General features: G+C 33.2%; 25 protein-coding genes and 2 pseudogenes. 20 read left to right on the top strand and 7 right to left on the bottom strand.

Translation table 11 applies throughout. The features are described 5' to 3' along the window. Positions 1–13: 13 nt before the first annotated feature. The gene (locus NLJ82_RS13195) at positions 14–430 is read left to right on the top strand and encodes a GNAT family N-acetyltransferase (RefSeq protein WP_000680408.1); all 417 of its coding nucleotides are present in this window, start codon (positions 14–16) and stop codon (positions 428–430) included. Positions 431–571: 141 nt separating this feature from the next. Here NLJ82_RS13195 and NLJ82_RS13190 read toward each other — a convergent pair whose 3' ends face one another. Together NLJ82_RS13190 and NLJ82_RS13185 are read right to left on the bottom strand one after the other, a co-directional pair. Continuing rightward, positions 572–784, bottom strand: a complete 213-nt coding sequence (locus NLJ82_RS13190; RefSeq protein ID WP_000820166.1) for a DUF3006 domain-containing protein — start codon at positions 782–784, stop codon at positions 572–574. A gap of 2 nt (positions 785–786) precedes the next feature. After that, complete coding sequence (locus NLJ82_RS13185) at positions 787–2,172, bottom strand: S-layer homology domain-containing protein (RefSeq protein ID WP_000714656.1); 1,386 nt, start codon at positions 2,170–2,172, stop codon at positions 787–789. Between the two features lie 253 nt (positions 2,173–2,425). Here NLJ82_RS13185 and NLJ82_RS13180 point away from each other — a divergent pair, with 253 nt between their 5' ends. The 8 genes and pseudogenes from NLJ82_RS13180 (at position 2,426) to NLJ82_RS13145 (ending at position 7,012) form a co-directional block, all read left to right on the top strand. Then, complete coding sequence (locus NLJ82_RS13180) at positions 2,426–2,830, top strand: GNAT family N-acetyltransferase (RefSeq protein WP_000288939.1); 405 nt, start codon at positions 2,426–2,428, stop codon at positions 2,828–2,830. Between the two features lie 13 nt (positions 2,831–2,843). Beyond that, positions 2,844–3,197: an MmcQ/YjbR family DNA-binding protein gene (locus NLJ82_RS13175; protein ID WP_000994637.1), complete on the top strand. Its 354-nt coding sequence runs from the start codon at positions 2,844–2,846 to the stop codon at positions 3,195–3,197. Positions 3,198–3,218: 21 nt separating this feature from the next. Continuing rightward, complete coding sequence (locus tag NLJ82_RS13170) at positions 3,219–3,926, top strand: class I SAM-dependent methyltransferase (RefSeq protein WP_000655497.1); 708 nt, start codon at positions 3,219–3,221, stop codon at positions 3,924–3,926. A 65-nt stretch (positions 3,927–3,991) separates the two neighbouring features. Next, a complete protein-coding gene (locus tag NLJ82_RS13165; protein WP_001093433.1) occupies positions 3,992–4,387 on the top strand; it encodes a ribosomal maturation YjgA family protein in 396 nt (131 codons plus the stop codon). A 15-nt stretch (positions 4,388–4,402) separates the two neighbouring features. Continuing rightward, positions 4,403–4,539: pseudogene (locus NLJ82_RS13160) on the top strand (aminoglycoside phosphotransferase); the annotation flags it as partial. Further along, positions 4,535–5,053, top strand: a complete 519-nt coding sequence (locus NLJ82_RS13155; RefSeq protein ID WP_000755803.1) for a DNA topology modulation protein — start codon at positions 4,535–4,537, stop codon at positions 5,051–5,053. The pseudogene NLJ82_RS13160 and the gene NLJ82_RS13155, both read left to right, overlap by 5 nt. Before the next feature lie 65 nt (positions 5,054–5,118). Then, on the top strand, positions 5,119–5,763 hold the full coding sequence (locus tag NLJ82_RS13150) for a formylglycine-generating enzyme family protein (protein WP_012644441.1): 645 nt from the start codon (positions 5,119–5,121) through the stop codon (positions 5,761–5,763). Between the two features lie 55 nt (positions 5,764–5,818). Beyond that, positions 5,819–7,012 (top strand): macrolide family glycosyltransferase, encoded by a 1,194-nt coding sequence (locus NLJ82_RS13145; RefSeq protein ID WP_000124907.1) that lies wholly within the window; start codon positions 5,819–5,821, stop codon positions 7,010–7,012. A 248-nt stretch (positions 7,013–7,260) separates the two neighbouring features. On the opposite strand, the gene NLJ82_RS13140 is transcribed toward NLJ82_RS13145, so the two are convergent. The 3 genes from NLJ82_RS13140 to NLJ82_RS13130 form a co-directional block, all read right to left on the bottom strand. After that, positions 7,261–7,695, bottom strand: coding sequence for a GNAT family N-acetyltransferase (locus NLJ82_RS13140; RefSeq protein WP_000555726.1), 435 nt, complete (start codon positions 7,693–7,695; stop codon positions 7,261–7,263). A gap of 105 nt (positions 7,696–7,800) precedes the next feature. Continuing rightward, entirely contained in the window at positions 7,801–8,463 is a 663-nt protein-coding gene (gene rpiA, locus NLJ82_RS13135) for a ribose 5-phosphate isomerase A (protein WP_001050000.1), read from the bottom strand. Between the two features lie 4 nt (positions 8,464–8,467). Further along, complete coding sequence (locus NLJ82_RS13130; RefSeq protein WP_001125397.1) at positions 8,468–8,788, bottom strand: 2Fe-2S iron-sulfur cluster-binding protein; 321 nt, start codon at positions 8,786–8,788, stop codon at positions 8,468–8,470. A 143-nt stretch (positions 8,789–8,931) separates the two neighbouring features. On the opposite strand from NLJ82_RS13130, the gene NLJ82_RS13125 reads away from it, so the two are divergent. Continuing rightward, positions 8,932–9,618, top strand: a complete 687-nt coding sequence (locus NLJ82_RS13125) for an RNA polymerase subunit sigma-70 (RefSeq protein ID WP_000337484.1) — start codon at positions 8,932–8,934, stop codon at positions 9,616–9,618. A gap of 21 nt (positions 9,619–9,639) precedes the next feature. After that, the gene (clpP, locus tag NLJ82_RS13120; RefSeq protein WP_000991618.1) at positions 9,640–10,221 is read left to right on the top strand and encodes an ATP-dependent Clp endopeptidase proteolytic subunit ClpP; all 582 of its coding nucleotides are present in this window, start codon (positions 9,640–9,642) and stop codon (positions 10,219–10,221) included. A 44-nt stretch (positions 10,222–10,265) separates the two neighbouring features. Here clpP and NLJ82_RS13115 read toward each other — a convergent pair whose 3' ends face one another. Then, the gene (locus NLJ82_RS13115) at positions 10,266–11,123 is read right to left on the bottom strand and encodes a glycine betaine ABC transporter substrate-binding protein (RefSeq protein ID WP_001227648.1); all 858 of its coding nucleotides are present in this window, start codon (positions 11,121–11,123) and stop codon (positions 10,266–10,268) included. Between the two features lie 171 nt (positions 11,124–11,294). On the opposite strand from NLJ82_RS13115, the gene NLJ82_RS13110 reads away from it, so the two are divergent. The 9 genes and pseudogenes from NLJ82_RS13110 to NLJ82_RS13070 form a co-directional block, all read left to right on the top strand. Beyond that, a complete protein-coding gene (locus tag NLJ82_RS13110) occupies positions 11,295–12,500 on the top strand; it encodes a quaternary amine ABC transporter ATP-binding protein (RefSeq protein ID WP_000370623.1) in 1,206 nt (401 codons plus the stop codon). Then, entirely contained in the window at positions 12,493–13,329 is an 837-nt protein-coding gene (locus NLJ82_RS13105) for an ABC transporter permease (protein WP_001084762.1), read from the top strand. Before NLJ82_RS13110 ends, NLJ82_RS13105 begins: the two co-directional genes overlap by 8 nt. A gap of 296 nt (positions 13,330–13,625) precedes the next feature. Then, positions 13,626–13,796 carry a glycine zipper domain-containing protein gene (locus NLJ82_RS13100; protein ID WP_001992228.1) on the top strand — a complete coding sequence of 57 codons (171 nt, stop codon included), beginning with the start codon at positions 13,626–13,628 and terminating at the stop codon, positions 13,794–13,796. Positions 13,797–13,898: 102 nt separating this feature from the next. Further along, positions 13,899–14,384 carry an HIT family protein gene (locus tag NLJ82_RS13095; protein ID WP_029141132.1) on the top strand — a complete coding sequence of 162 codons (486 nt, stop codon included), beginning with the start codon at positions 13,899–13,901 and terminating at the stop codon, positions 14,382–14,384. Beyond that, on the top strand, positions 14,368–15,204 hold the full coding sequence (locus tag NLJ82_RS13090; RefSeq protein WP_001027908.1) for a PP2C family serine/threonine-protein phosphatase: 837 nt from the start codon (positions 14,368–14,370) through the stop codon (positions 15,202–15,204). The genes NLJ82_RS13095 and NLJ82_RS13090 overlap by 17 nt, the downstream gene beginning before the upstream one ends. A gap of 44 nt (positions 15,205–15,248) precedes the next feature. Beyond that, the gene (locus NLJ82_RS13085; protein WP_000270096.1) at positions 15,249–15,584 is read left to right on the top strand and encodes a DUF4181 domain-containing protein; all 336 of its coding nucleotides are present in this window, start codon (positions 15,249–15,251) and stop codon (positions 15,582–15,584) included. Positions 15,585–15,619: 35 nt separating this feature from the next. Then, positions 15,620–16,060, top strand: coding sequence for an NUDIX domain-containing protein (locus NLJ82_RS13080; protein WP_000828563.1), 441 nt, complete (start codon positions 15,620–15,622; stop codon positions 16,058–16,060). A 19-nt stretch (positions 16,061–16,079) separates the two neighbouring features. Continuing rightward, positions 16,080–16,460 (top strand): DUF4181 domain-containing protein, encoded by a 381-nt coding sequence (locus NLJ82_RS13075; protein WP_001260750.1) that lies wholly within the window; start codon positions 16,080–16,082, stop codon positions 16,458–16,460. A 92-nt stretch (positions 16,461–16,552) separates the two neighbouring features. Then, positions 16,553–16,648, top strand: a pseudogene (locus tag NLJ82_RS13070) (uridine kinase); the annotation flags it as partial. A gap of 35 nt (positions 16,649–16,683) precedes the next feature. On the opposite strand, the gene NLJ82_RS13065 reads toward NLJ82_RS13070, so the two are convergent. Further along, positions 16,684–17,193: a GrpB family protein gene (locus NLJ82_RS13065; protein WP_000901193.1), complete on the bottom strand. Its 510-nt coding sequence runs from the start codon at positions 17,191–17,193 to the stop codon at positions 16,684–16,686. Between the last annotated feature and the right edge of the window lie 29 nt (positions 17,194–17,222).

The following is a 17,222-nucleotide window of genomic DNA, read 5'->3' as shown; positions in this document are numbered from 1 at the left end:
AAGGAAGAAATATATGAAACATATAGAGAATGGTACTCGCATAGAAGGAGAATATATAAAGAATAAAGTCATTCAATATAACATGTCTATTTTAACAGATGAAGCAAAACAGCCGATGGAACAAGTAAGTTTTGTTCTGAAAGATGAGGCTGGAAAAATCTTTGGCGGGGTAACAGGAACGATGTATTTTTATCATCTTCATATAGATTTTTTATGGGTTGATGATTCAGTTCGTCATGATGGTTATGGTAGTCAACTATTACATAAAATTGAAGATATTGCGAAGGAAAAAGGTTGTAGATTAATATTATTAGATTCATTTAGTTTTCAAGCGCCAGAGTTTTATAAAAAGCATGGCTACCGAGAATATGGTGTTGTTGAAGATCATCCTAAAGGGCATAGTCAACACTTTTTAGAGAAGAGGTTATAGTATTCGTGTTTTGCAAGAAAAGTGGATTTTAAAAGCATCGCCAATAAGGCGATGCTTTTTTTAGTTTATAGAAATTAATCAATCTGATGCAATTATGCGAAGAAATATTTCGATTCGTATTACAAGGATTTTCTTTTTTTACTATTCAAATAGCTTATTCATTAAATCTTGTATTTCACGTCTTCTTTTATCTGTTTCATCCTTATCAATTGTATACGTATCATCCTCTATTATAAGAACATCACCCTCTTTTGCAGTGGAAGGGAGTTTTGATTTAGGTACATCCATTGTTACGTTATTCACTTCAATAACTGCTAGTTCGCCTTCAAAACGGTCAATAATACCTCTTTTCACAATTATCTCTCCGTTCTTACAGAAATGTTAGAACCATCACTCGTAATAATTACAGTTCCATTTAAATCAGTTCTATATACTTTAACAGACATTGCATTTAACTTTGCTAAAGTTTCCTGTGTAGGATGACCATAGCGGTTACCTGCACCTGCACTGATCACAGCGATACTTGGTTTCACTGCATCTAAAAATGGCTGAGAAGAAGATGTCTTACTTCCATGGTGGCCAGGTTTTAATACATCGGATTTTAGGCCGGAACCGTACGTTGCAAGCATATCTTTTTCACTTTTAGATTCAGCATCACCAGTAAATAAGAAAGATTTGCTGCCATGTGTTACTTTTAATACAGCACTCCACTCATTTAGATCGTTACCGTATTCTTTTACAGGAGCTAAAAATTGTGAGTTTAAACCATTAATTGGTAAAGTTACTCCAGATTTCGTTTCTTTAATAGTTAACCCCTTGTTAGCTACTGCAGTTAAAAAGTCTTTAAACGTTTGTGTCGTATGACTTACTTTAGGTGCGTAAACGTTTTTTACATTCATAGAATATAAGACTTCATCTAATCCGCCTACATGATCAGCATCAGGATGAGTGGCGATCATATAATCAATAGTTTGGAATCTTAATCCTTTTAAATAATCTGCTACTACTTTACCTTTTCCGTTGTTACCACCGTCAATAAGGATCGTTTCGCCACTTGGAGATTTAATAAAAGTAGCATCACCTTGTCCTACATCAATATAATGAACTTCTAACTCGCCTTTAGGATTAGGAAGAGCCGGACGGAAACTAGGTTCTAATACACGAGCTAAAAATGCGGCGAACTGTTCACGAGTTACTTTTACGTCTGGACCAAATGTACCATCAGGAAACCCAGCCGTAATATTATTTTGAGCTAAAATTTTGACAAAATTGTAACCCCAATGAGTAGATGGAACATCAGGGAAATTGACGTCTGCACCTGTAGGTTGCAAATTAAAAGTTTTAACTAAAACTACTGCCATTTCTGCACGAGTTAATGAACGGTCAGGAAAATAGTTTGTTTCACGTTGTACAATGTTATTATGTGCTAACTTATGTACAGAATCATAGTAATAGATACCTTTGGCTACATCGGAAAAAATATGATTATAGCTAGATGGTTTTTCTAATTTTAATGATAAATCTAGCATTAAGGCCATTTGTCCACGAGTTACATCATCACCCGGTTTAAAAGTTCCTTCTGGCGTACCATTAATGATACCTTTATCCGATAAATAGTTAATTTCCTTAATTGCCCAATGATTAGATTGGACATCTGGGAAAGCTTTAGCACTTGTAAGATTTGGAATGAACAATGTTAAAATCATGACAAATGCTGTTAGTAATAAACTAAACTTTTTCAAAAAATCGCCTCACTTAATGTATTTTTTACCTTATTAATTTTACCATTTCTTACAAGTAATTCAAAGTTTAATAGGTAAATATTTCATTAGTTGTTTTGTATTTCCATAAATTCGTTAATTTGAAATAATCTAACTTAATAGAGGAGATAGGAAAGATATTAGAGAATTGTTTATATTGCAATTGTAAAATCCATATTATAAATTTATAAAATCATTTATAATAATTTATATCATGTTAAATGGGAGAAAGAAAATGTATACATATAAATTACAAGATGAGAAACCGATCTGTTCAGAAAAATTAAAGAGGCTTTACGATTCTGTCGGTTGGTGGCCAGAAAGAAAAGAAATCGATATTCAAAAAATGTTAAAAAACAGTATAGCAATTGGGGTATGGAAAGAAAATGAGTTAATTGGTTTTGCTAGAGTTGTTTCAGATGGTGTTTTTCGAGCGTACTTAGAAGATGTTGTTGTGCATGAGAGGGTAAGGAATAAAGGTATTGGAGAGAAGATGCTTACAATGTTACTTGAAGAAATATCTCATATCGATATTGTGAGCTTATTTTGTGGAGAGAAGCTTATAAAGTTTTATGGTCAAAAACAATTTCAAGCGACGAAACAAATTGTGATGCATCGTAATCAAATAGTGAAAGAATAAGGGGAGAATTAGAATGAATGCAACAAGGGAATATTGTTTATCGAAAAGAAAAGCGACAGAAGATTCACCAGATGGTTGGAATGCAACATGTATGAGGCTTAATAATAAAATATTTGCGATATTGAACCATGAAGAAGGCGAAAAAGCGACAATTACATTAAAATGTGATCCAGAACTTGCGCTAAGATTAAGAGAAGAGTATCCAGAAACAATCATTCCGGGTTATCATATGAATAAAAAACATTGGAATACGGTGTATATACATAAAGATGTAGAACAAGTGCAAATTAATAAGATGATTGATTGGTCGTATGATTTAGTTCTGCAGTCATTTTCAAAGAGAAAGCAGCAAGAGTTATTATATTAATATGTATAAGGGGTGGATGTATTGAAAGACACGATCAAAGGTACATATGATAAATTAGCGAGTACATATAAAGAAAATCTAGATGTGGCAAATCCATATAACAGCTATTATGAAAGACCAGCGATGATGGAGATGGTTCCAAAGAAATTAGAAGGGAAGAGTATACTCGATGCCGGATGTGCAGCTGGATGGTATACTTCTCAATTTGTAGAAAGAGGAGCAAATGTTACTGCAATTGACGTAAGTTATGAAATGGTAAAAGCTGCAAAGGATAGTATGGGGGATAAAGCAACGTTTCTTTGTCATGACTTGCAAGAAGTATTACCGTTTGAAGATCATACTTTTGATATAATTGTAAGTTCGTTAACTCTTCATTACTTAGAAAATTGGAATCAAGTATTTCAGGAGTTTCGTCGAGTACTGAAGCCAGGTGGAGAATTTATATACTCCGTTCATCATCCTTTTATGGACTTTACAAAGTTTACTTGTAAAAATTATTTCGAAAAACAATTATTAGTAGATACTTGGGTTAAACCAAACATTACAATTGAAGTTGAATTTTTTAGAAGGTCGCTTCAAGATATTATTAATGAAACAACAAATTATTTTATGTTAGAAAAAATGGTCGAACCAAGGCCAGTTGAAAAGATGAAAGAAGTAAATGAAAAATCTTATTACTATTTAAATACAAATCCACATTTTCTTATTGTTAAAGCAGTTAATAAATAGCTAGTAAAATGATTATATTTTACTAGCTATTTTGCAGTTATAAATGATGAATTAGGAGTTTTGAAATGAATACGAAACGAAATAGATTACTATACGCAATGTTTACAATCCTTGTTATTATTTTAGGGCTTAGTTCAAGAAAATTTGCTTTTGCGCTGCCGGCTCTATTAAATGATTATTTAGGTGATGCTTTATGGGCGTTAATGATTTTCATTGGATTTGGATTTTTATTTCCTAAAATAGAAACGAAGAAATTGGCTTTTATTAGTTTAATGTTTTGCTACGGGATTGAAGTGAGCCAATTGTATCATGCTGAATGGATAGATAGTATTCGTGCAACGACTTTAGGTGGACTTGTGTTAGGGTACGGATTTTTGTGGAGTGATTTAGTTGCTTATACAATTGGTGTTGGGGTAGGATTTCTTTTTGAGTTTATATTAAGGACGAATAAGCGATTTTAAATGGAGGTATTTATTATGGAGGGTATATTAGAAATTGTAATTTTTGGTTTGAAGATAAAGATGTCACAGCTACTGAAATAAAAGCAAACGTAACAAAGATTCATTGTAATAATAAATCCTATATTTTGAAGGAAAAGGGATCGATAAATGAAAAAAGTTATATTAATAGGTTCTGGTGGTTCAGGGAAGTCTACATTAGCAAGGCAGTTAGGCAATAAATTAAATATTAAAGTACATCATCTTGATGCACTATTTTGGAAACCGAATTGGGAAGGAGTACCGAAAGAAGAGCAAAGAACGGTTCAGAATGAATTAGTGAAAGAAGATGAGTGGATTATTGATGGGAATTATGGCGGGACAATGGACATAAGAATGAACGCAGCTGATACAATTATTTTTCTTGATATTCATAGAACAATATGTGTTTATCGTGCTTTTAAAAGAGTTATACAATATCGGAATAAAACAAGACCAGATATGGGCGCGGGATGTAAGGAAAGATTTGATTTACAATTTTTTAAATGGATATGGGAATATCCTAAGACGAAGCGACCTACAATTTTAAAGAAGTTAAATCAATTGAGTAAGGATAAAGATGTTATTATTTTAAAATCTACAAATGAAGTAAGACTATTTTTAGAGAAGTACGATGCTATAAATAGTTAGATTATAAAAAGAAATAACCTGGGGGGATAGAATTGGATAGATTTATTAGGCTAGTTGATTCTAATATGGTGAAAATTCCAACAGGAAAAGTAGAATTAAGAGATGATCGAATAAAGAAAGAATGGAAAGTCCAAGTTAATTCGTTTCTTCTTGCAAAGTATGTTGTAACGATGGAATTGTATGATGCGATTACGAATCATACATCAAATTTATCCAAAGATAAATACAAACCAGTTGTAAATATCTCATGGAATGATGCCATTATGTTTTGTAATCTGCTTTCAAAAAAAGCGGGGTTAAAAGAATATTATTCTATTAATGACGGTGGTCAAATTGTTAGTTGTAATTTAGATTCAGATGGGTACCGATTACCTTCAGAAGCAGAGTGGCAATATGCGTGTAAAGCAGGAACTACTGGATACATATATGGTGAATTGAAAAAGATTGCTTGGTATAATGAAAATTCAAACGGACAAATTCAAGACATCGGTAAAAAAGAGCCGAATGCATGGGGTTTGTATGATATGTTGGGGAACGTTTGGGAATGGTGTTATGATTTGTATGATGAAAAGGTGTATGGAGCATACCGGATTTTTCGAGGTGGTAGTTGGGCTGAAGAAGCTAGAGGTTGTGGCGCGACTTGTCGTCGCCGTAGTCATCCAACATTTTATATAGATGACCTTGGATTTAGGCTCGCTAAGTCCATTTAGAAGAATTATAAGTGCAAAATAATGTAGAGAAGATTTAAATTAAGGAGTGTTTAAAGTGGCACGTGTTTTATTCATTAATACTGGATCAGAAGGACATATAAATCCAACGTTGCAAGTTGTAGAAGAATTAGTTTCACGCGGGGAAGAGGTAGTTTATTTTTCAATAGAAGCTTTCAGAGAACGTATTGAAAAAACAGGGGCTATTGTAAGAACAATTGACGACCAAAGATTTATAAAAGCATTTCTTTCCGGTGGTCGAAATTATTTGCAAGAAAGAATAAACGGTCTCTTATATACAGCAGATGTGGTAATACCTAGTGTTTTAGAGCAAATTGAAGGAGAGCAGTTTGATTACATCATTCACGATTCGATGTTTGGGTGTGGTCGTTTAATTGCTCAAATTCTAAAGCTTCCAGCAATAAATTCTTGTACATCTTTTGCGCAGGATGAAAGATCGTTTGAACAAATGTTAGATCACTTGTCTAAAAATATACCAGTGGAAGTTCAAGATAACATACATAATGATTTTGAACGCTTAACAAAAGGAATTTCAGAGAAATATGGTGTTGAAATAAACTCAACGTATGAAGTTTTTTGTAACCCAGCACCACTCACTATTGTGTATACGGTTAAAGAGTTTCAACCTTTCGGTGATACGTTTAATGAAACATATAAATTTGTAGGCCCATCTATTTCTGCACAAGTAAAAAATGAAGACTTTGATTTTATTTCAATTGAAGAAAAAAGCCCGATTTACATTTCGCTAGGCACTGTTTTTAATGAAGCGCTTGATTTTTATAAACTTTGTATGAAGGCGTTCGAGAATAGTGATTATACAATTGTGATGTCTATTGGTAATAAAACGAACATAAGTGATTTAGGTGAAATTCCTAAAAACTTCATTGTAAAAAATTATGTGCCACAAACGAAACTACTTGCATATACAAAGTTGTTTATTACACATGGCGGAATGAACAGTACACATGAAGGATTAAATTACGGGATTCCACTCATTGTAATTCCGCAAAGTGCAGATCAGCCAGTAATTGCAAAGCAAGTAGAGAATCTAGGAGTTGGGATTAAGTTATCTATGAAAGAATTAACTGTAGAACAACTACGTGAAAGTGTAGAACTTGTATTAAATAATCCATCATATAAAGAAGCTGCGTTGCATTTGAAGGAGTCATTTCGAAAATCTAGTGGGCATAAACAAGCTGTTGATGAAATTTCTACATTTGTAGGTCAGTAATATCAGTAATAATAGAAGATTATTTATGAGAAGAGTGTCTATATGAAATAGTCCAGAGTTATAAAGGAAATGGGGATCCAAACTGGATTTATGCCTTATCATTATGGAAAACAGTATAAGCTTTACTAAGATATAAACTAAGAGATAATGGGCTTTGATGCAAAAGGACATCTTGAGAATTCATTTTTCTATTAATAAAAAGGGTAGTATATGAATACATAATGTAGTTTCATATACTGCCCTTTTTATTATGATAATATTTTTGTCATAAGTATATGTGGAATACCGTCTTCCATAAATATATCAGAAGAAGTTTGATAACCTAATTTTTTATAAAATCCTTCAGCCTGTGTTTGACCGTGTAGTTTTACTTTTGTAGATTCTTTTTCACGAGCAATTTCTTCTAACGCTTGAATAATTACTTTTCCTAATCCATATTTACGATAGTCTTTTAAAATACAAATACGTTCTAATTTTCCAGCTCCATCAACAAATCGTATGCGACCTGTACCAACGGGAAGCTCATTATAATAAACTAAAATATGTTTACATGTCTCACCAATTTCATCGAATGTATCGAATTCGTCTTCAAGAGGGACATTTTGTTCTTTTACAAATACTTCTTTTCGAATGTAGAAGGCAGTTTCTAAATCTGTACGTTCTGTTATGAGTTTGGAGTGCAATTTGTTCAGCCCTTTCTAGTGTAATGTACTTTTATTTTCATAGTATATCATAATGATACGTAGTAAAGAGAAATATAAAAAGCTGACTGTAAGAGTCAGCATCCATTATAATTCCTGTATCCCGTTTTTTGTTCCAATAATCGCCTTACTAGTCATATTAACAAACAATCCGGTTTCAACTACACCAGTAATCATTTTTAAATGATTGTGTAAATTGGCAGGATTCGTTATGTTATGAGGGAATACACAATCAATAATCATGTTATTATTATCGGTTATAAATGTTTCATTATTTTTTAAGCGTAACGTTGTTTGACAACCTAAAGATTGAATTTTACTTTCGGTTTGTTTCCATGAAAAAGGTATGATTTCAACAGGTAATGGAAAAGTACCTAAATGCGTTACAAGTTTTGATTCATCAGCAATGATAAGTAGTTCTTTAGAGGAGGAGGCAACGATTTTTTCACGAAGTAATGCGCCACCCCCTCCTTTTATAAGGTGTAAATTTGAATCAATTTCATCCGCTCCATCAATTGTAAGATCAAGACTTTGTATGTCGTTTAATGAAATTAGTGGGATATTTAGTTGCTGAGCTAATACTTCAGTTTCTTTTGATGTCGGGACAGCTTGAAATGATAGTCCTTCTTTTACACGTTCACCTAATTTTTCTATCGTCCAGTATACGGTAGAACCTGTACCAAGCCCAATCTTCATTCCATCTTTTACGAAAGTTGCAGCATATTCACCAGCGAGTTGTTTTAAATTCATCGATTTACTCCGCCGGGCGTGGTCCAGCATCAAGACCTGAATTTTCAACTGTAAGTACCGGACGAACTACTATATCCTTATGTACACGCATTTGACAAGATAATCGTAAATGATCTTCAATCCCTTTTTCTGTCATCGCATTTTTTTCCTTTGCATTCGCTTCACAAAAATCACCTGCTATAATTTCTACTCTACAAGTTGTGCAACGTGCTTTTCCGCCGCAACGATGGAGTATGTTTACACCGTTGTCTTCAATTGCTAATACTAATTTTGTGCCTTCTTGTACATCAAAAGTTCCCGTACCTTCAATTGTTAATTTTGGCAAATTTGTTCCTCCTCACGTAAAATGGTACATAACATATTTATGACCGCGAATTATTGAACATAAACATAATTTTTTTATATGCCCCGTAACTTTTTTATTTGTTGAATCGTTAATTAAGTAAGCGCTGAAAAGGAGTGGTTATTTTGTGCACAAAAGTTACTCATATTTTAAAGAATCATATCGATATGAATCATTCAAATATAAATTTTTTAATTGAGCAATATGGAGAGTTAAAAAGATACTGTACTTTTTTAACGAAAAACAAATGGGATGGGGAAGATCTCGCCCAAGAAACAGTGTGTAAAGTACTTCAAAAATATAGAAATAAAGATATTTGTATGGCACTCGTCTATAAAATAGCAAGAAATCGTTGGTTAGATCAGATGAAGTCTAAGTCTGTTCATGAAAAAATAAGAGAACAAATCACTTTTGAAGAGCCACAAGAGAATATTGCAGATTTGCATGAAATGGTAGGGAAAGTATTATCTTCATTAACTGTACAGCAATCCACGATTTTATTATTAAAGGATGTTTTTCAATATAGTATCGCTGATATTGCTAAAGTATGTTCCGTATCGGAAGGGGCAGTAAAAGCTTCTTTGTTTCGGAGTAGAAATAGGTTGAAAACTGTAAGTGAAGAAGGGATTGAGATAGTTGAATTCACAGATGATATGGAAGTTGTAGTGACGTCTATTCGAGAGGAGAGACCGGAATTATTAACGAAACTGCTTCCGACAATAGATTTTACTAAGTTACCATCTAAACAGCCAGTCTTATTATTTAATGTGAAACAATCCTCTTCCTACAGTTGTATGCTTTGCGCGGCATAAAAATTATTGGAGGGATTTAAAATGAATGCAATTCCATATGTAGTAGAACAAACAAAATTAGGAGAACGTTCCTATGATATATATTCAAGGTTATTGAAAGACCGCATTATTATAATCGGTTCAGAGATTAATGATCAGGTTGCGAGCAGTGTAGTAGCGCAATTATTATTTTTAGAAGCGGAAGATGCGGAGAAAGATATATTTCTGTATATTAATAGTCCTGGCGGCTCAACGACAGCAGGATTTGCAATATTAGATACAATGAATCTTATTAGACCGGATGTGCAAACGCTTTGTATGGGCTTAGCTGCATCATTTGGTGCCCTTTTACTATTAGCTGGTGCAAAAGGAAAAAGATTCGCGCTTCCTAATAGTGAAATCATGATTCATCAGCCACTTGGCGGTGTAAAAGGGCAAGCAACAGAAATCGAAATTACAGCAAAAAGAATATTGAAATTGAAGCATGACATTAATAAGATTATTGCTGATAGAACAGGACAGCCAATCGAAAAAATAGCACATGATACGGAAAGAGATTATTTTATGACAGCAGAGGAAGCTAAAGAATATGGGATTGTTGATGGGGTCGTTGAGAAAAAATAACATAAACCAGGCTAGAGAATATGCTCATTCTCTAGCCTGGTTTTTTAATCTTTAATCCATTCATCAACTAACGTTTGGTTCTTTTTAATCCATTTTCGCGCCGCTTCTTCGGGATCTTTCGTTTTATTTAACTCGACCATTAATGTACCGAGCTGTTCATCGTTCATTTTCCATTTGTCAAAGTATTTTATGATATCTGGATGATCTTTTTCGAAACCTTTACGAACAGAGTAATAAATGTCATCTTTTTCACCATATACTTTCTTAGGGTCTTTTAAATATTTTAAATCAAATTCTGAAAAGCCCCAATGCGGATTCCAAAGCGTAACAGCGATTGGTTTCTTTTTCGTATATGCTTTCTTTAGTTCACTCATCATCGCCGCTTCAGAAGATTGGACAAGTTTTAGTTTAATATCATATTCCTTCATCGCCTTATTTGTTAAATTCATTAGACTGCTGCCAGGTTCAATTCCGACAATTTTATTATCTAGTTCATCTTTATGTGCATTTAGATCTTCAATGCTGTTTATGTTTTTCACATAAGAAGGGACAACTAAACCTAGTCCGGTTCCTTCATACCATTTTGATTTTAAGACAATATCATCTTTATAACGATCATTTAGTGGTTTATCCGTAACGGGTAGCCATACTTCTAAATTAGCATCAACATCACCGCGAGCAACACCAGTCCAAATTGCCGCTTTTTCTAAATACATAAGCTCAACTTTGTAGCCTTTTTGTTCTAATAGAACTTTCCACATGTTTGCTGTTGCAATGTTTTCTTTCCAACTTGTTACACCTAGTTTAATTTTTCCTTTCGAATTTGCATTTGTTGCATTACATGAAGAGAAAATCATAGTAATAAATAATGCAAGGCATATGAGCCATATTTTCTTTCTCATTAAAAACCTCCTAAGAAACGTTTGCCTTTTTAAATAAATGTATAAGTAAGCATTCTTATTATGAACGGAAACGAGAATTTTAAAGAAATCTTATAAATGTTATTTTTATGTAATATTTCTTTGCAAAATCGCAACACTATGTGAATAGATGGGTAGAAAAGGAGTAGTGACATGGATAATACAAAGGTACGTGTTGAAAACGTAACAAAAGTATTTGGGAAACACCCGCAAAGAGCGCTTACCTTATTAAAAGAAGGAAAAAGTAAATCGGAAATTTTGAAAGAGACAGGAATGAACGTTGGCGTAAAAAAGGCGACGTTCGAAGTATATACGGGAGAAATTTTCGTTATTATGGGATTGTCTGGTAGCGGGAAATCGACGTTAGTTCGTATGTTAAACCAACTGATTAGACCAACAGCGGGGCATATATACATAGATGGAGAAGATATCGCAACGATGGGCAAAGAAGAGTTGCGAAGAGTGAGAAGAACGAAGATGAGCATGGTGTTTCAGAAATTCGCTCTATTCCCTCATCGTACCGTTTTGCAAAATGTTGCATATGGTTTAGAAATACAAGGAGTTCCAGTAGAGGAACGAGAGAGAAAAGCGTTAGAGTCCTTGAAATTAGTTGGATTAGACCATCATAAAGATAATTATCCAAGTCAACTGAGTGGTGGTATGCAACAGCGTGTCGGCATTGCGAGAGCGCTTACGAATGATCCGGATGTTCTACTTATGGATGAGTCATTTAGTGCATTAGATCCACTGATTCGAAAAGAAATGCAAGATGAACTGTTAGAATTACAAGATAAAATGGAAAAAACAATTATTTTTATTACGCATGATTTAGATGAAGCCCTTCGAATTGGTGATCGAATTGCGTTAATGAAAGATGGAGAAGTTGTCCAAATTGGAACGCCAGAAGAAATTATGATGAGTCCTGCGAATGAATTTGTAGAGAAATTCGTGGCGGATGTGAATTTAGGAAAAGTAATAACGGCGGAATCTATATTAAAACGACCAGAGACGTTATTAATTGACCGTGGACCACGTGTAGCACTTCAAATTATGAGAAATGCCGGTGTTTCTACAGTGTATGTTGTTAACAAAAAGTATGAGTTTTTAGGAATATTAACGGCAGATGATGCGAGTAAAGCAGTTCAAAAACAGTGGCCAATTGCTGATTTATTACTTACCGATATCCCACACGTGTATTTAGATACTTTACTGGAAGAAACGTATGCGAAAATGGCGGAGATGAAATATCCGTTACCAGTAATTGATGAAAAGAAAAGGTTAAGAGGAATTATTAAACGTGAAAGTGTCATTCAAGCTCTTGCAGGTAATATTGAGGAAGAGGTGAAAGACGATGAATAGTATACCACGTATTCCTTTAGGGGAATGGGTCGACTCATTTGTTGCAAGTTTATATGAGCACTTTGAAGGCTTATTCCGAGGATTCTCTTATATTATCGGCGGATTCGTTGATTTACTCACTAATTTTTTAACAATAATACCGGCTATATTGATGATTATTATTTTGTGTTTCCTCATTTGGTACACAACGAGAAAAGTATCTTTAGTTATTTTTACACTAATCGGGTTATTATTTATTTTAAATATTAACTACTGGGCACAAACGATGCAAACATTAGCCCTTGTACTTACATCTGTTATTATTTCAATCATTGTAGGTATCCCAATTGGTATTTTAGCTTCGCAAAATGAACGGTTTTCAAAATTTTTAAAACCGACATTAGATTTTATGCAAACAATGCCGGCTTTCGTATATCTTATTCCCGCGATTACATTTTTTGGAGTAGGTGTAGTACCTGGGATTATTGCATCAGTAATCTTTGCTATGCCACCGACAATTCGTTTTACTGACTTAGGAATTAGACAAGTTCCAGAAGATTTAATAGAAGCAGCGAATGCGTTTGGCTCTACCGCATCACAAAAATTATTTAAAGTACAATTACCACTCGCAACTGGAACGATCATGGCTGGTGTGAACCAAAGTATTATGCTCTCTTTATCAATGGTAGTAACAGCATCGCTTGTAGGAGCTCCAGGTCTTGGAGTTGATGTATACCGTTCTGTAACACAAGTTAATATCGGAATGGGATTTGAAGCCGGACTAGCCATTGTTGTCATTGCGATTATATTAGACCGCATTACACAAGGATTTCATCAAAAAAGAAGATAAACAAAAAACACACTTTATTATACAAAGTGTGTTTTTTGTTTGAATAAATTATATTCGAACGATAACAGAACCGTCAGCTGACACAAAAACTTGTTTTTTTATTTCATTGATTTAATTCTTCAATGAATAACGATATGTTTGTTTAATAGCGACTTGAAAATCTCTTCTTAAGAAAAGGATTATGTGGTGGAAAAGTATAAGTAATAAAGTACATTTTTTGGAAATTATTAAGTGGAATAGCGAATATATTAGGAGACAGTGAAGTCATGTAAATAGATATTATTTTAGAAAAAATTATGAGAGGAGATGCTATTTTGTCTAAAAAGAAAAAAAGCAATGATGCCTTGGCAATAGGCGTCGGTATAGGGGTTGTAATTGGTGTAGTCCAAGGTTATTTTACAAATAATTTAGTAATCGGAATTGTGATTGGGATTGTAATTGGAGTTGTAGTTTTGAAGAAAAAATGAGTTGTAAATTCAATTCAAAATTGTTGCATTAAAAGAATGAATTTTCGGAATATAAATCCTATTTTTCCTTTTTTTATGATATTATATATAAAAAGGATGGTGATGGATATGCCAACAAATAATCAAGAAGAACAAAATTGCTTCATTTGTGAAAAACATAAAGGAAATATTACAGTTCCAGGTGGAGCTATTTACGAAGATGAACTCGTTTACGTTGGACATGTCCACTGGGATAGCGAAGAAACGTATCTTGGTTATGTAATGATAGATATAAAAAGACATGTACCTGGTCTTGCTGAACTAACAGATGAAGAAGCGAAAAGGTTCGGACTTATATCAAGTAGAGTAAGTAAAGCACTAAAAGAAAGTGAAGGTGCAGAACATATTTACACTTTTGTTTCAGGAAATGGTGTACCACATATGCATATGCACATCATACCGCGTTATGCAAATACACCAAAAGAGTTTTGGTCACCGACTGAAGTAGCGAAATGGATGGGTGCGCCTTATGGTGATACAGAAAAAATCAAAAAACTATGCGAAAGAATACGAAAGTATATGGTGAGTGAATATGAATATAACAAATAATAGACAATATTCATGGGTTGGAAGTAGAGAAATGTGCTTAGACGAAATTTCGATAAAGCAATATGGTGAAATCGTAATTGGTAAATACGGCGGAAATATAAGCGCCGGAGCAAACAAGAACGAAGATGGTGCGTTAGTTTGGTCAAATGGTGATTGGGAATTTGCAGCTATATTAGATGGACATAATAGTGCAGAAAGTGTTGATTTAGTAGTAAATACAATTCAAAAAGAATATGAAAATATAAAAGAAATGATGAATGAATCGATTGATACAGTATTTCGATCTATTGAAAATCGTATTCTTACTATCTTTCAATCTTCTTCATTTAAGGAAAAGTGCCAAAGAATTAAAGGTGAAACAGCTTGCTTACTATGTGTAAGAAAAGAAAACTACATATGGTGGTTATCTATCGGCGACTGTTTAGTGTATGTATTTCATGATGAATTACACAAATTAGGACAATATGCGTTAAATCAACGTCATTTTTACGAATGGATTGGTAACGTAAATACTTTTGATTTACCTGTTCCTTGCTATTCATCAGGAATTCGTGAATTACGTACTGGCAACAATCGAATTGTAATGGTGACAGATGGGGTATTAGAATACGGAGAACGTCGATATGAAACACCATTAAATCTATATAATGATATGAATAGAAATAATATAAAACTTGAAGAAAGTGTTCATCATGTATTAGAGCACGTTCATCATCAATTCGGACGAGATAGTGCGACAATTATTAGTTGGGACGTAGAAAATAAAATACATGCTACGTATCCGAGTGATCAACCAGAGAAAGTTAAAATAAGAAAATAAAAGGAGAGGATTTTCTGTCAATTATAAAAATAGTTCTATTAACTTTGTGGGTACTATCTTTATTCGTTTTTGAAAGAGTAGCAAGAAAAAAATTAAACATAGCGAAACAAAAAGGATGGGGTAATCAATATGTGAATGAAACACATAAGTGGGGGAATAGAATTATTATTTTCTCTTATATAGTTGTTATTGCAATAAGTGCTTTTTGTCCAAACCGTATGCTTATGGGGTATGTACCTCTTTTCTTTTTTATTACGTTATACGGATTTCAATCATATATGGAGTGGAAATACGATAAGGAATCGCGCGAGTTCTTGATTTCATTATTTGCCGTTGCAGCGCTAATAATAACTGGATTAATCATATATTTCTTTCTTTAATAAATTTTTAATTAAAAATGTAATGGAGGAAAGTAATGAAAAGACCTGTATTGCGTGTAGAAGTCATTATTTTTAATGGAGATAACTCTAAAGTGCTCGTTCAATGCGATGAAAATGAATCATTTTATCGTTTTCCAGGTGGTTCTATTGAATTCGGTGAAACAGCAAAAGAAGCAATAATGCGAGAATTAATGGAAGAATACGATTTGAAGATTGATGTCCAAGAGCTAGCTGTTGTAAATGAGCATATTTTCGAGTGGAACAACGAAAAAGGTCACCATTGTACATTGATGCATTGGGGAGCTGTTCAAGAGATGATTACAAATGAGATAAGGCATAAAGAACATGAGAATATTATATTAATATGGAAAAGTATAGAAGAATTAAAGATGAAGTCAACATATCCTGAAGGGATTGTAGATTATTTAGAAGAAGATAATCGTAATATAGTTCACTTTATTTCAAAAAGCAAATGAAGGAATAGGAGGGATGTAAATGAGAACCTCTACGTTTTGGATTATAATTTTTGTTTTTTGTATAGCTGGCTATTTTTTTGAGCAATTTTTAAGAAGAAAGTTGAATATGGAGAAGAGGGGTTTCTTTGGATATAAGCATGTAAATAGCTTGCATGTAAAATTGGAAATAGTCTTGTTTATTATTTATTTTGTTAGTAGTATGATTTATGTTACTAGCAATGAAAATGCAAATGTAGGGTATGCCCTTTTCATTTTTTTTGGAACGTTATGGACGTTACGGGCATGGATGGAGTGGAAATTTGATAGGGAATCGAAAGAATACATTCTTTCGATAATCGGTTTATTTGCATTTGTAATTATGATTTCATTACTACTTTACTTTGATCCGATTTCAGCGTAAAAGTAAGTTTATAGATATAAAATAAGGGGATAAAATATTAGAACAAATTCGAGTGAAGTCTGTAGAGCAATCACTACTAATAATAGGTGTTGATGATTGCTGAAAATATGTATGTAGAAAGTCATAAGCCACATGAATTTGCAGATTTTATTATTGATGGTACAAATAATGAGGTAACTAATAAATAAGAAACCATTTACTACTAAATGGTTTCTTATGTAATTTAAGCATGTATTTTAGCTAATATCGATGTAATAAAATTTGTTTTATCCTCTGCATATTGATGTTTATCATTAGGATTAGCTTGTGAAAGTTGAATCTTCAACTGTTCATACTGTATACGAGCAGTTTTATTGACTATTAAGTAATCTCTGAATTGCAATTGTTCTATTAAATGTGTATTCCCTTTTTCATACATATGAATTTGATGAGTTCTTGGCTCACCTTTATTAAAGTAATATCGTTCAGGCAATACATCTTTTCTATATTTATAGTTTAGTAGTTCTAATTTTTTAATACAATGTATACCTTCCCTATAATTTTCTAATTCAATTGCTATATCAATAATGGGCTTTGCACTTAAATGTGGAATAGAAGTACTACCAATATGGTGTATCGCTAAAATATGTTCGCCAATTTGTTCCTCAATGAATTGTTTCTCCTTTACAAATTCAATTGCCCACTCTTCAGTCCACGGAACTAAAAACACTTTACCATATGGTAAACCTAACATTTAATTAGCGCCTCTTTCAAAATGTTTTT

It is taken from the genome of Bacillus paranthracis (genome assembly GCF_024296885.1).
Lineage (GTDB): Bacteria > Bacillota > Bacilli > Bacillales > Bacillaceae_G > Bacillus_A > Bacillus_A paranthracis.
The sequence above is the reverse complement of the archived record's forward strand: the minus strand, read 5'-3'. Positions and strand labels throughout refer to the sequence as shown.

Bases quoted from the DNA above. Each gene is read 5' to 3' on its own strand.
- NLJ82_RS13180 (WP_000288939.1), top strand. From the start codon at position 2,426: ATGTATACATATAAATTACAAGATGAGAAACCGATCTGTTCAGAAAAA.
- clpP (WP_000991618.1), top strand. From the start codon at position 9,640: ATGAATGCAATTCCATATGTAGTAGAACAAACAAAATTAGGAGAACGT.
- NLJ82_RS13075 (WP_001260750.1), top strand. From the start codon at position 16,080: ATGAGAACCTCTACGTTTTGGATTATAATTTTTGTTTTTTGTATAGCT.
- NLJ82_RS13150 (WP_012644441.1), top strand. From the start codon at position 5,119: ATGGTGAAAATTCCAACAGGAAAAGTAGAATTAAGAGATGATCGAATA.
- NLJ82_RS13095 (WP_029141132.1), top strand. From the start codon at position 13,899: ATGGATATGCCAACAAATAATCAAGAAGAACAAAATTGCTTCATTTGT.
- NLJ82_RS13100 (WP_001992228.1), top strand. From the start codon at position 13,626: ATGAGAGGAGATGCTATTTTGTCTAAAAAGAAAAAAAGCAATGATGCC.
- NLJ82_RS13195 (WP_000680408.1), top strand. From the start codon at position 14: ATGAAACATATAGAGAATGGTACTCGCATAGAAGGAGAATATATAAAG.
- rpiA (WP_001050000.1), bottom strand. From the start codon at position 8,463: ATGAATTTAAAACAACTCGCTGGTGAATATGCTGCAACTTTCGTAAAA.
- NLJ82_RS13165 (WP_001093433.1), top strand. From the start codon at position 3,992: ATGAATACGAAACGAAATAGATTACTATACGCAATGTTTACAATCCTT.
- NLJ82_RS13105 (WP_001084762.1), top strand. From the start codon at position 12,493: ATGAATAGTATACCACGTATTCCTTTAGGGGAATGGGTCGACTCATTT.
- NLJ82_RS13155 (WP_000755803.1), top strand. From the start codon at position 4,535: ATGAAAAAAGTTATATTAATAGGTTCTGGTGGTTCAGGGAAGTCTACA.
- NLJ82_RS13065 (WP_000901193.1), bottom strand. From the start codon at position 17,193: ATGTTAGGTTTACCATATGGTAAAGTGTTTTTAGTTCCGTGGACTGAA.
- NLJ82_RS13175 (WP_000994637.1), top strand. From the start codon at position 2,844: ATGAATGCAACAAGGGAATATTGTTTATCGAAAAGAAAAGCGACAGAA.
- NLJ82_RS13090 (WP_001027908.1), top strand. From the start codon at position 14,368: ATGAATATAACAAATAATAGACAATATTCATGGGTTGGAAGTAGAGAA.
- NLJ82_RS13080 (WP_000828563.1), top strand. From the start codon at position 15,620: ATGAAAAGACCTGTATTGCGTGTAGAAGTCATTATTTTTAATGGAGAT.
- NLJ82_RS13115 (WP_001227648.1), bottom strand. From the start codon at position 11,123: ATGAGAAAGAAAATATGGCTCATATGCCTTGCATTATTTATTACTATG.
- NLJ82_RS13110 (WP_000370623.1), top strand. From the start codon at position 11,295: ATGGATAATACAAAGGTACGTGTTGAAAACGTAACAAAAGTATTTGGG.